The following is a 13,137-nucleotide window of genomic DNA, read 5'->3' as shown; positions in this document are numbered from 1 at the left end:
TGAGCCTGATTTCCGCTAGCGTACGACTTATAGAGACTGCCAATTAGAGACTGCCAATGCTGTTCCTCCCTGCCTGAAGTGTCGGATACGCACAACGGAACGCCCTACCCGCGCGGTAACCGTCGACCTCGTCTGCGATCAAGCGCGCATACACTTATTCAACAAAAATATCCTCCCCCCAAGGGTCGGCTTCTCACTGCTAGCGGCCTGCCACCAGAACGCTTCAACACCAGATCAGCAGGAGCACACCGATGTCTCACGAGTCAAAATTGGAATCATTTCTTAGCGATTTCAATGGCCGCATGTGGTCCCAATCCGGGGCGCCTGACTACGTACACGCGCGTGCGTTTTATCAGGCCCTCGACGGAGTTCGGCTCGACGTAGTCTATGCAGTGGCTACCCATCGCCCATTGGTAGCAGACCTCCGGGCCATGTGGGAAAAGCGGTGGAATCGCCGACCCACTGGTGTCCTGATGGTTGTAGGGTACCTGGGACAAGATGCCTCCCCCAGAGCGGCGATCGTGGGTCTGCGGGACACCGCCCAGCTCGCAACGGATATGCCGTTGTCCCTCGTCGAGCGGATCGTGGAACAGGGCCTTGAAGCCCCCACCACAGCCTTGGCGGAACAGCTAATCGCTCCGTTGTTCGCTTCGCATGATGACGATGAAATCTTGGGCTTGGTCAATACCGGCCTGTTCGCCACGCACGAGCTGCTTGCGAATGTTCCGCACAGATCAGACTGGACAATGGCGAAGGAACGCTCACAGGCCTTCCGTGGACACTCCGGCGAGGACCTTGTCCGTGCTTTGGGTTGGGATGTCTCTCGAAAAGGGGCCGATCTCCTCCTTGGAAAAGACGGGCGAGAGGATGCCGTCGCTGTCCTTCTGGAAGGGAGCGAACTTTTCGATCGCCCTTCGAGTAGATTCGGGGAGACTTCTCCCGTCCAGCACGGCATATCCCTGGCACGAAACACCAGAATCAGGTGGGTTCTAGCTGTTCAGGGAGCCCGTATCCGTCTGTACACAGCCGATCCCGATGTTGGTATTTCCCGCAAAGGTAGTGACACATATACAGAGATCGACCTTGCAATCATCGACGACGAGCATCTGGCATACGCTGCCCTCCTAATAACGCCGGAAGCTCTTTGCGCGCAGGGAACCGCAGATACAATTCTTGCGTCTTCCCAGGACCATGCCGCCGGCCTGGGCGAGCGGTTGCGGGAGCGTATCTACGTGGACGTCGTTCCGGATCTTGCCACGGCAGTAGCGGCTCGGTTCGGAGCAGCCACAGAGACCGAACTCCGGGGCGCCTATCGCGCTACGTTGATCGTCCTCTTCCGGCTTCTGTTCGTTGCATATGCCGAAGATCGGGGACTTCTGCCTTATAAAACCAACGAGCGCTACACGCATGTCTCTCTTAAGGAACGCGCCCGTTCCTACGCTAAAAACCTTCAAAACAACGAGCATCTGAGTTTCGATCCGCAAGCCACCGACCTGTGGGACAACCTGCTCGGCATTTGGCGAGGCATCTTCTCCGGCCATACAGAGTGGGGAATCCCCGCCTACGGGGGTTCTTTGTTCGATCCAGCGGAAACGACGGGGGCAACCATCGACGCGTTGCGCCTCACGAATTCGGAGATCGGCCCGACACTCGTCAAACTGTTGGTGGATACCGGGAGAGACAGCACCATGGGCCCGGTGGATTTCCAGACCTTGAGCGTGCGCGAGTTCGGCACCATCTATGAGGGTCTGCTCGAATCGTCGCTGTCCGTTGCTCCCGCGGACCTAGCCGTGAACGCCGATGGCGTCTACGTGCCCGCAGCCGGGACCCATGACGTAGTCATCCATACCGGAGAGGTGTACTTCCATAATGCCTCCGGCATGCGTAAAACAACTGGCAGCTACTTCACCAAACAGTTCGCTGTGGAACACCTACTCGAGACTGCCCTAGACCCTGCCGTTGAGGAACACCTCGGCCGCGTTACAACATTACTCGCCGACGGCGATGAGGTATCTGCGCACGATATTTTTTGGGATTTTCGAGTCGCGGACATCTCCATGGGGTCCGGGCATTTTCTGGTCGGTGCTGTAGACCATATTGCATCCAGCTTCTCTGCATTCCTGGCAGAACATCCGCTGCCAGGCGTCACGCGGGAATTGGACCAGCTCCGGGCTACGGCATTGACCAAACTAGCTGCCACGGGCACCGGGGATCTTCCCGAAATTGATCAAATGACGCTGGTGCGCCGCCAGGTAGCCAAGCGCTGTATCTACGGAATCGATTTGAACGGTATCGCCGTTGATCTAGCCCGACTGGCCCTGTGGATTCATACCTTTGTCCCCGGTCTTCCTATGTCCTCCCTCGATCATGGGCTGGTTCAAGGAAACTCGCTGACCGGTATTGGTACCCTCGACGAGGCGTTTGATGTGCTCGAGCCTAACCGTATGGGTATGCGCTCCCTCCTGGCTGACCGGCTCGAAGAAATCCTGGATGAATCTGCCGAAACGCTGCGCCGCGTTGGTCTCACGGCAGAAGCCTCGGCGTCGGAAACGAAAGGCGTGGAAGAGGCTTACGCGGAGGCGCTCAAGGACTCAGAGCCTGCAAAGGCTATCTTGGATGCCGCAGTAGCGAACAGACTCGGCTTGATTAACTTGGACGGGGTCCTTGACACCGAAGTGATACTCCGGTTGGGCAGGCGTGCCGATGTACGCCAAGAGGTTGAAAGACTGGCAGGTGTACACCTAGCTGTCGCGTTCCCGGAGGTCTTCATCAGCAGGAACGGTAAGCCTGCCGGATTCCACGTCATCCTCGGCAATCCGCCATGGGACGAAGTCATGGTGGAAGAACCAAAGTTCTGGCAGCGGTTCTTCCCCGGAGTCATGGGCATGTCGCCCGCAGCTCAAAAGAAGGCCATCAAGCAATACCGCGCTGACCGACCCGACTTGGTCGCCCTACATCAGGGTGAGGAGGAAGCTGCCAAAAAATATCGTGAGGCGCTGCTTGCCGGTCCATACCCGGGTTTGGGCACCGGCGACGTCGACTTGTACAAGGCCTTCTCCTGGCGGTTCTGGCAGCTCCTGCGGGACGACGGACGGTTCGGGGTCGTTTTTCCCCGGTCAGTCCTGAACTCCGCAGGTTCGGCCCGGTGGCGTTCTACGGTCTTGGAGCAGGGGACATTCCAGTCGGTGGTGACACTAACCAATACCGGCAAATGGGTTTTCGACGAAATTCACGGCCAATATTCCGTGACGCTTCTGACCGTCAAGAAAACGGCGAGCCCCGAGGGCGAGGTCCGGTTGGCGGGTCCCTTCCATTCCCTGCGGGACTTCATGGCCGGTAGGCACATACTCGGTAGCCTGCCAGCCTCCGGCCTGGCGGAATGGGCCAGCGGGGCATCGTTCCCGCTCCTGCCGGACACTGCAGCTATTGAGGCCTTCCGGACGCTGCGTTTCCACCCGAGGTTGGACTCCGGCGAACAATGGCTCTTCAAGCCCGTGGCTGAGTTCCACGCGACGAACGACCGTCCCGTTTTCGACGCCGGAGAAGATGCCCCAGGACGGTGGCCCGTATACACCGGAGCGACATTCAACCTCTGGAACCCCGACGCCGGCGACCCGTATACATTCGCCGATCCAGCCCCGGCCCGCGATACGTTGTTCAAAAAGCGCAAGCGGCAAGCACGCTTGGCTTCCTCTGCATTCCGAGGGCTTGAAACCTATGTCGTCAATGACATCAGCACTTTGCCCTGCAACAGTCCCCGAATCGCTATAAGGGATGTGGCGCGTTCTACGGATTCACGCACTACAATAGCCGCACTCATCCCGGGAAATGCCTTTCTTACAAACACGGCCCCTTATCTCCTACAACGCACTGGGGACATCTCCGACGAGGCATACCTCTTGGGCGTTTTGTCCTCTATCCCATTGGACTGGTATGCGCGGCGTTACGTAGAACTGCATGTCAACCAGCACTTGCTTAACGGCTTCCCCATTCCACGTCCGGAACGGCATGACCCGCGGCGCCTTCGAGTCGTGGAGATTTCCGCGAGGCTGGCAGCGGTGGATGAGCGATACGCATCCTGGGCCGCGGAAATCGGCGTTCCCGTCGGGTCTGTGAAGGATGAGGCCACGAAAACGGAACTCATCCATGAACTTGATGGTGCCGTAGCGAGTCTGTACGGGCTGAGCCGGGAGAGCCTGATTCACATTTTCGAGACGTTCCACCGTGGATGGGATTATCGCCCCCGCCTGACGGGTGTTCTGACCCACTTCGACCGCTGGAGTAAAGCATGAGCTTTTCTACGTCTGTCACCCGCCCCGAGTTTGCAACCAACAGGACAGGTGCCGTCACTGAGCGCGTTGCTGATGCAGTCATCAAAATGATCGCAAACGGATCTGAGGGACGCGTGGAACCGACGCGAGTGGACATCGCTACGGCGTACTTCAACGTCGGAGGATTCACGCTTATAGCTGAGGCTTTGGAAGCCGCAGGACCGGTCCGCTTACTGCTGGGCGCCGAACCGATGGACTACGACGTGCGGTCCACCATTACACCCCTGAGTGTATTAGGAGCCCGCCGTGGAAACCCCCGACTACGTGAAGCGTTAGAGGAACACGCCAAAGCGCTCACAGAAGACAGGGACCTGGTAGGAATCACCAGGGAAGGAGATGCAGCTGTCCAGCGCCTGCTTGTGTGGCTGAAGAGCCACGATGTCCAGGTCCGACGGCTGGAAAAGCACTTCCTGCATGGCAAGGCCTTCATCGTCAAAGACGGCGGGGCCAGCGTCTTGGCAGGATCTTCAAATCTGACCTATTCCGGGATGGCCCGGAATCGCGAACTGAACCTCGGTGTGTATCAGCCATCTCCCGTCGAGCGCACCCAGGAATGGTTCGATGAGCAGTGGGAAGAGGCTGTCCCCTATGATCTGGCAGGACTCTACGCGGCACGTACCGAGCTGCACCAGCCATGGACGGTGTTCCTACGGATGCTCTATGAACTTTACGGGGACACCTTCGAAGCGGACACGGAGTTCGATAATGAACTTGGTCTGACGGATTTCCAAGCCGACGGCGTGCACCGTGCAAAGCGGATCCTCGCCAAACGTGGCGGCGTAATAGTGGCTGACGAAGTCGGCCTGGGAAAGACATTCGTCGCAGGTGAGCTGATCCGCGAGGCTGCTATCGAGCACCGGCAAAAAGTTCTTGTTGTCGCACCGGCCACGCTGCGGGATTCGACGTGGAGACCGTTCCTCAAGGACAAAAACATCAGCGCCGACGTCGTCTCCTACGAAGAACTCGCTGGCGACATCCAGAACGGCCGAGCAGGCAAGGCTGGCGCACATGTCCAGGCATTGGATTCCTACGCGCTTGTAGTTGTGGATGAAGCCCATAACCTCCGCAATGCAAGCACCCACCGCGCAGATGCATTCCGCATGCTCCTTGCCGGCTCGGTGCCCAAGAAACTCATTCTGTTGACAGCTACGCCGGTCAACAACTCACTGCAAGACCTGCAAACCTTGGTCTCCTACATCGATCCCTCCGACGGCGCATTCGCAGACATCGGAGTGCCTAGCGTCCGCCAGTACATCGGAACCGCGATGGCATTGGACCCGGACGAGCTCTCCGGCAAACACCTTTTCGAGCTGCTCGACGCAATAGCCGTACGCCGAACCCGCCGGTTCATCAAAACACAGTATCCACACGCAAAGGTCGGCGGCGTCCAAATAACCTTCCCTCAATCCCGTGTGCACCGAGTCGAGTATCACCTTGACGGAGTCCTGCCAGGCTTTTTTGACCGGCTGGCAGACGCCCTCGGCGCACGCTCTGAGGATGAGGACCTCACCACCACCGGTGTGACTTTAAAGGACCCCGGCAAAGTCTTGACCATGGCCCGATACGTCCCTTCGAGGTTCCTACTCGGGCAGGACAATCAAATTGAACAATACGAGATTCAGAACGCTGGTTTGCTCCGTTCCGCCCTCCTCAAACGGTTTGAGTCCAGTGCTGTCGCATTCGGGGCAACAATCATGAAGATGATCTCGTCCCAGGACCACTTTCTATCTGCGCTGGACCACGGACGGGTCCTCACGGGAGACGCTCTCAGAGCATGGGCAGCAGCCGACTCCGACGACATTGACACCGTCATAAGCGCCCTGAACGATGACACCCTCGACAGCAACGTTGACTCCGCTAGCGGGTACAACGTCCCTGCACTGCGGGCCGCCGTCCAGGCGGACAAGGAATTACTTCACCAATTTCTTACCGAAGTCGCCGCAGTGAGTTGGAAAGATGACCCGAAAATTGACCGCCTGGCTGACGAAATCGGACTGATCGCTGCCTCCGCGAAACGGGACGGGGTCGGGGCTGAAAACACCAGGGACCGCCGAAAGGTCCTGGTATTCACGTACTTCGCCGATACTGCTAACTACATAAACGAGGCCCTCACCGCCTTGGCGGCACACGGTGACAAACGGCTCGTTGACTACGCCGGACGCATCGTCGTAGCTACCGGAGGTGACCGACACGGGCGTAAGGAAGCCATCGTCGGCTTCGCCCCCCGTACAGCCGGGACGGTCGAAGATGAAGATAAGTATGATCTGGCGATCGCCACGGACGTGCTTTCCGAAGGCGTCAACCTGCAGCAAGCCGGCCACATCATCAACTACGACTTGCCATGGAACCCGATGCGCCTCGTCCAACGTCACGGACGTATCGACCGCATCGGCTCGCAGCACAGGGAGATACACCTTCGGTGCTTCTTTCCGGACGACCAGCTTGAGGAGCTGCTTCAGCTGGAAGGCCGCCTCCAGCTCAAGCTCAAGCAAGCTGCTGCTGCCTTCGGTGTCAGCGATGGCGTACTGCCCGGCATCGAGGCCGCCGAGCGAGTCATTTCAGAGACACGACAGGAAATCGAGCGGCTCCGCCAAGAAGATGCCGCGTTGTTTGACGCTACTGGATCCGCCGCCGCATCGAGCGAGGAATATCAGCGCCGCCTCGCAAACGCATGGAAATCGGAGGAAACAGCCAAGGATGTCCTAGAACTTCCGTGGGGCTCCGGTTCAATTATCGCCCGGCCAGGACGCCGCCCTGGGTTCGTTCTGTGCGCTCAAGTAGCTGACCACCCGCGCCCGGAATTCCGTTTCGTTCCGCTACAAAATGGAAAGTTGGAGGTGCTGGATGGCGAACCGGAGATTATCTCGGAACTGCTCACCTGCCTGGAGCAGGCTGACCCAGTAGATCCAAACACGCCGCCGGCTGATCCGTCGCCCGCCCTCCGGAATGATTTGTATACCGCGTGGAGTGCAGCGCAGGCTGATATGCATGCAGAATGGATGAAACGTACTGATCCCGCTTCCTTTGAGCCGTCAGTTCCGCGGGTCATGCGTGTTGCTGCCGACCTAGTTCGTCGCCATGGGGCCGGTTTGGGGGATCAACAGGACAGACTGGTCGAGAGGCTCAACCAAGTAGCCAACCCCCGCACGGAACGGGAGATCCGATCGGTTCTGGCGTCTTACCAGCAGGCATCCCCGGCGGTGACAGTCCGGGCGCTTCTGGATAAGGCCAACGAGCTCCGCCTCAAGACACCTAAACCAATTGAAGCGCTTCCTCAAGTTGATCTCGAAGACATCCGGCTCGTGACGTGGATGGCGATCGTCAACTGACCTATCGCGAGGGTGGACAGTCGTATGACGGACATATATGAAGGAAGCGCCCCCGTAAAATTTCCTTGGGATATGACCGCATCGGGCTGTCGCACTAATCCCGATCCGGCGAGAGCTACAAGAAATACCCGGAAGTGCGAACTTTGATGCAGCAGTCGAAAAGATGGTCGAGCTGGCTCAACAAGTCCATTTTATAGAACTGGTAAGGAAAATCCTCCGTGACATCCGGGCCTTCGAAATGCACAGTGTGTTTATGCCCAATTTTGGAGTCTGACGACCGTCTCATAAAGTCGTGAGAGAGCTATTGTGCACAGGTCGCTGAACATGCCCCGGCGGACGTGGAGTCGCCCGGCCGTACGTGCCGCTGACAAAGACTGGAGCCATACAAAGTGGACGCCAAGACGTACCCGTTACAAGACATCCTGAAGCCGGAGCGGCGATATGTCATCCCAACATTCCAACGGGACTACGAGTGGACCTTGGACGGCCAATGGAGACTCCTATTCGACGACCTTGAGACTACCGCCGACCGTCTGCTAGCCGCGAGGAACGGCCAGCAGGATGGAACCCGAGGAACGCAGCAAGAACAGAACATACCGCCGCACTTCCTTGGCGCGATTGTATGCGCGAGTATGCCCTTCCCCACTGGCGGGGTGGCTCTACGCTCCGTCATCGACGGTCAGCAGCGCCTTACCACGATTCAGCTGCTTATCCGGGGTCTGCTCGACGTGCTGATTGAGCACGACTCGGAGCGAGAAAAGTCAGTCCGACGGATGCTCTTTAATCCAAGCGATGTAGTTGAGGCCGCCGAAGAGGTGTACAAGCTCTGGCCCCGTCGACGAGATCGGGACGTCTGGCCCCTGGCTATGGCGGATGAAACACCAGCAGGTTCCCATCACCATCTGTATCTGCAGGCGCGTACGTTCTTCGCCTCGAGGAGCCTCCAATACGCACTCGGCGGCGAAGACGACGTCAGCGCACAGAAACTAACCGCCCTCGCAGACGCCCTGTCGAGTTTGTTCAAACTGGTGGTGATCGATCTCGACGATAACGACGACGCCCAGGTGATTTTCGAAGTACTTAACGGTCGGCAGACTCCCCTGTCGGCAATTGATCTTGTGAAGAATCTCCTATTCATGAGGGCGGAGCTAGATAACGAAGACGTCGAGCAACTTTACGACAAGTATTGGGCACAGTTCGATGACGAATGGTGGAAGGAGACGGTAGGACGGGGACATGCAGCGCGCGGTCGACGGGATGTTTTACTCTCCGTATGGTTGACCGCTGCTACCGGTAACGAGACGAACGTTGGGCACCTTTATCGGGAAGCTCGTGCCTTCTTGAATAGCGGGCCTTCTACCGAGCAAGCATTAGTAGAGCTCAACTCCTTTGCCCAGGCCTACCAGGTTGTGTACGGCAAACTCCCGGCCGCCGATTCGAGGTTGGTGACCGCATATCAGCGGCTTCACGCGCTCGATATCACTACTGCCGTTCCCTTGTTGACCTGGCTGGCTACCGTTTCACCTTCCCAGCTGTCCACGGACGATCACGTTCGTGCTGTGCGAGCAGTCGAGTCTTGGGCCATTCGCCGTACGTTCGCTGGATGGCAGACCAGAGGATATGGAGCTCTGCTCGCGAAGGTCCTTAAGGAAGCAAAGGAAGCACTGGGCGCAGGCAGAAACGTGCTCGAAACGATTAGCCGGGCCCTCCGAGATAACGCTCTTACCTGGCCGAAGGATGAAGACCTGGTCCAAGCTTTCTCCAGTCGCCAGTTTTACAAGGGCGCATCCCAAGCACGGCTTCGGCTCTTGCTTGGTTCCATCGATCAGCAGCTCCGTTCGGAGAACCGGCACGAGCCTAGTGCAAGTGTCGACTATGACAGCCTGCAGATTGAACACATCATGCCGCGGGCTTGGAAAGAGCACTGGCCCTTCACGGACGAGAATGGCGCAGCCCTAGCAGTTGGAGGGCAGGACCCCATGCGGGTTCTGCGCGGTGCAGAACGTGATCAAATTGTTGACAGGATTGGCAACCTGACGCTCGTCACTGGCGCATTCAATAATGATGTTTCTAACCATGGGTGGGATATCAAACGCCTTGAGTTTCAGAAACAGAAAAGCCTTGTTCTCAACTACGACGTAGCTAATGCTCCCGTATGGAATGAAGAGGCCATCAACCACCGATCCCAAGCTCTGGCAGAAGTGGCCATCCGCATATGGGGACCGCCCCCGAGCCACGCTGAGGAGTAGAGCTCTCCCCCAAATACCTTGAGCTCATCCTCCCCCATCTCTCCGGTGACCTGGCCGCTAGCGACGGCCCGGGCCTGGGTGCCGCCATGCTGGAGGACCACCAGCACCGGTTCACCGCCCCACAGAAAGTCCTGCTCGATTTCATCCGCTCAATCCACCCTCGTCCTCTTCGTCGGCGGCGCCCCAAGCGGCAAGACCTGGCTCGTCGAGAGAAGGCCAAGCACCTCGCCAAGGACGGCCAGCGCGTCGGGCAGTTCTGCTACAACAAGGGACTCAGCGTGCACCTGCGCCGCGAGGTCGCCGTCTGGAGGCAGGCCCGGCCGGTTTTCGTGGGTGCGTTCCACGACTACGTGCAGACCTTGGGCGTGCCCGACGGGGCCGGGCAGGAGTACTTCGACGAGGAGATGCCGCGGCTGATCAAGGAACTCGCGGATGTCCTGTCGGTCGAGGAGAAGCTGTGCGTCGTCGTCGACGAGGCCCAGGACTTCACCCCGCTGTGGTGGGAGACCTGCCCTCGACTGAGTACGCACGACGACGGCGGGGCGTGCGCGTTCGAGGACGGGCGAGAGAACACCTGCCTGTAGATTACGGAGAGCCGGCGTCGCCGCCGGCACGATAAGGGGAATCGTGCACTGTATACCGGACGCGGTTCGGGCGGACTGGCTGATGGCGGGCATCCCCCGCGGCCTCATCATCGACCAGGCAGGGATGAGTAACTGTGCCGCGCTGATCAGCCATGCCATGGAAAGGGAGGCACAGGGCGGCAGCGTGCTAGCTGTACCCGGCCAGGACGTTGGTAGCGGCGTGAGTGGGTACATCTAGCCGGCTTCGTCGGCCAGCGTCCATATTTGCTTCAGCGGTAGTTCGCGGCGCACCCTGGCCGGGAGGGAGGCATAGTGCTCCTGCAATTGAGCCACGACTTCGTCTGCGTCCCAAACCCGGATGGCAAACCGCTGGGACTCTAGGAGTTTCCGGGCGTTACGTGTCAATCCTCCCCAGGCCACCGGAAGTCCCTGGTCAGCACCGTGGATGGCCAGCGAACCGTGCAACTGGGAAACGGTCGGCGAATCAACAGGCAATGCTTGGCTCTTTACTTGGACAATGACCCGAGGTGAGTCCAGCCCAAGGATGCCCGTTCCGGCAACGATGTCGATGCCGTCATCGGTTCCTTCGCCGTGCTCCGTGCACACGTATCCCGAGCTGCGGAGGATGTCGGCGATAAGTCCCTCCATCTTGTGACCGGAGAAAGCTTCGATCAACCGGCCGGCAATTGAATCAGCAGCGTACCGGGCGACATCCACAGGTGGTTCCGTTAGTTCCTCCGACCCCTCCTCGTCATCCGGTATGGCGGGAGGAATGGGCGCAGGGAGTGTAAAAGATCCCGAGTTCTTCACCCGTGCACCAGGATCCGCATGCCCTGCCAAGCAAGTGCGGAGGCGATACTCGGCGTCGTTCCGTTTGATCTGGCAGATGGTCGAGAACGCGCCCAATGAATACAAAAGGCCTTGCTTGACCCTGGAGCGGGCAAGGTCTGTGACTTTCCACGTCACCCTTCGAATGTGACGGCGTTGGGGGTCGGGGTCCTCTGCATAGGTGTATCCGCTGTCGATGGTGCCGATGGCAAATGCGGATGTCTTCTTTAGCGGCATCACCACCACATCGCCGATTTCCATCCGTGCCTTCAGTGCCCAGAGCTGGCCTGCGAAATTCCGTACCGCACCAAGGCTCTGATTTGGGATGCCAGCGTCAACCTTAGCCATCACCGCTTCACGTGTCTGGCAGTCCTGCAAGGACGCGACTTCACCGAAACCTGCCCCAGTGCTTCCGGTTTCTAGCGCCCACTGCTCTCGTTCTCCCAAACTGCCAGCTCTGACCATCCAAATTGCCACGGAACCTCCCCTAGTGGACATTTGAGGTGCAGTCTACTGGCTGGCAACCGAAACTGGCGGCCAGCCGTTTCCGCTGTGACCCGCCGGTCGGGGCAGCCGGTTCTTGTCAGTGTCGTTCGCACAACGCGATGTTCGGGACCTCGTTTGATACCAGTGCTGATCGGTTCCAGAACTATTACAAGGACCTGTCGCTACGGCTGCAGCAGCGGCGATCGACGTCGTGATCGTCATGAATATGCTCCTCACAGGCTTCGTCGCGACGACGATGAACACGCTTTTCGTGGACAAGAACCTCCGCGCCCACGGCCTCATCCAGGCTTTCTCACGGACCAACCGCATCCTTAATTCGGTGAAAACCTACGGCAACATTGTTTCCTTCCGGGATTTGGAAGAGCAGACGAACGATGCCATCGCCCTCTTCGGCAACAAGGACGCGCGCGGTGTCGTTCTCCTGAAGCCGTATCCCGAGTACTACGGCGAATATCAGGAGAAGGTGGACGAGCTGCTCACGGCTTATCCCCTCGGGCCGCCGATCATCGGAGAGTCAGCGCAGAAGGAATTCATTGCCCTGTTCGGCGCGATACTGCGCCTGCAGAACACCTCACGTCCTTTGATGCGTTCGCCGGCAACGAGATCCTCACGGACCGTCAGGGCCAGGACTACCGCAGCGTTTACTTGGATCTGTATGCGGAGTTCCGCAAGGAAAAGACTGCGGACAAGGAACAGATCAACGACGACGTCGTCTTCGAAATCGAGTTGATCAAGCAGGTCGAGATCAATGTCGATACATCCTGATGCTTGTGCAGAAGTACCGAGAGCAGCGCGGTGATGGTGAGGACAGGGAGATCCGGGCCGAGATCACCCGTGCCGTCGATGGCAGCCCGACCCTGCGCAACAAGAAAGATCTGGTTGAAGCCTTCATCGACCGAGTTTCGATTACTGGGAAAATTGACGAAGAGTGGCGAGCCTTCATCGAAGAGCGCCGCGAAAGTGAGCTCGAGAAAATCATCGAAGCGGAGAACCTGCGCCCCGAAGCAACTCGGACCTTCGTAGACATGGCTTTCAGCGACGGAAGCATCCAGGTGGCTGGCCCTGCGATCACCAGAGTGTTGCCTCCGGTGTCTCGGTTCACTCCCACCGGGGGGCTTTGGGGAGAAGAAGCAACGCGTTTTGGTGAAGCTTGGCGAGTACTTCGACCGCTTCTTTGGACTCGTCTCGGCTCGGAATGACTAAGACTGAAGCGTCACATTGGAGGTAGCGGTAGAGCTGCGTGATCCGGGCGAGGCGGTGATTCATCTTCGATGAGTACATGTATTAGCAGAACATCCAGCGGGGGACC

At 58.5% G+C, this 13,137-nt stretch carries 5 protein-coding genes and 1 pseudogene; 5 read left to right on the top strand and 1 reads right to left on the bottom strand.

What is annotated here, in order from left to right:
- Nucleotides 1-521: 521 nt before the first annotated feature.
- From M1D40_RS03345 to M1D40_RS03330, 4 genes are all read left to right on the top strand, one after another.
- The gene (locus M1D40_RS03345) at nucleotides 522-4,292 is read left to right on the top strand and encodes an Eco57I restriction-modification methylase domain-containing protein (protein ID WP_461170206.1); all 3,771 of its coding nucleotides are present in this window, start codon (nucleotides 522-524) and stop codon (nucleotides 4,290-4,292) included.
- On the top strand, nucleotides 4,289-7,660 hold the full coding sequence (locus M1D40_RS03340) for an SNF2-related protein (protein WP_461170205.1): 3,372 nt from the start codon (nucleotides 4,289-4,291) through the stop codon (nucleotides 7,658-7,660). Before M1D40_RS03345 ends, M1D40_RS03340 begins: the two co-directional genes overlap by 4 nt.
- 389 nt (nucleotides 7,661-8,049) lie before the next feature.
- The gene (locus tag M1D40_RS03335) at nucleotides 8,050-9,909 is read left to right on the top strand and encodes a DUF262 domain-containing protein (RefSeq protein ID WP_461170204.1); all 1,860 of its coding nucleotides are present in this window, start codon (nucleotides 8,050-8,052) and stop codon (nucleotides 9,907-9,909) included.
- A gap of 86 nt (nucleotides 9,910-9,995) precedes the next feature.
- Nucleotides 9,996-10,493, top strand: a complete 498-nt coding sequence (locus tag M1D40_RS03330) for a hypothetical protein (RefSeq protein ID WP_461170203.1) — start codon at nucleotides 9,996-9,998, stop codon at nucleotides 10,491-10,493.
- Between the two features lie 234 nt (nucleotides 10,494-10,727).
- Here M1D40_RS03330 and M1D40_RS03325 read toward each other — a convergent pair whose 3' ends face one another.
- Nucleotides 10,728-11,798: a restriction endonuclease gene (locus M1D40_RS03325; protein WP_461170202.1), complete on the bottom strand. Its 1,071-nt coding sequence runs from the start codon at nucleotides 11,796-11,798 to the stop codon at nucleotides 10,728-10,730.
- Nucleotides 11,799-12,027: 229 nt separating this feature from the next.
- Here M1D40_RS03325 and M1D40_RS03320 point away from each other — a divergent pair.
- Nucleotides 12,028-13,027: pseudogene (locus tag M1D40_RS03320) on the top strand (type I restriction endonuclease subunit R, EcoR124 family).
- Nucleotides 13,028-13,137: the final 110 nt, after the last annotated feature.

It is taken from the genome of Arthrobacter sp. Z1-15 (genome assembly GCF_054792395.1).
Note: the sequence above shows the minus strand (reverse complement) of the source record. Positions and strands in the feature narration are given on the sequence as shown.

What these genes read in the sequence shown, in the direction of transcription:
- M1D40_RS03340 (WP_461170205.1), top strand. Translation starts at nt 4,289, where the DNA reads ATGAGCTTTTCTACGTCTGTCACCCGCCCCGAGTTTGCAACCAACAGG.
- M1D40_RS03330 (WP_461170203.1), top strand. Translation starts at nt 9,996, where the DNA reads ATGCTGGAGGACCACCAGCACCGGTTCACCGCCCCACAGAAAGTCCTG.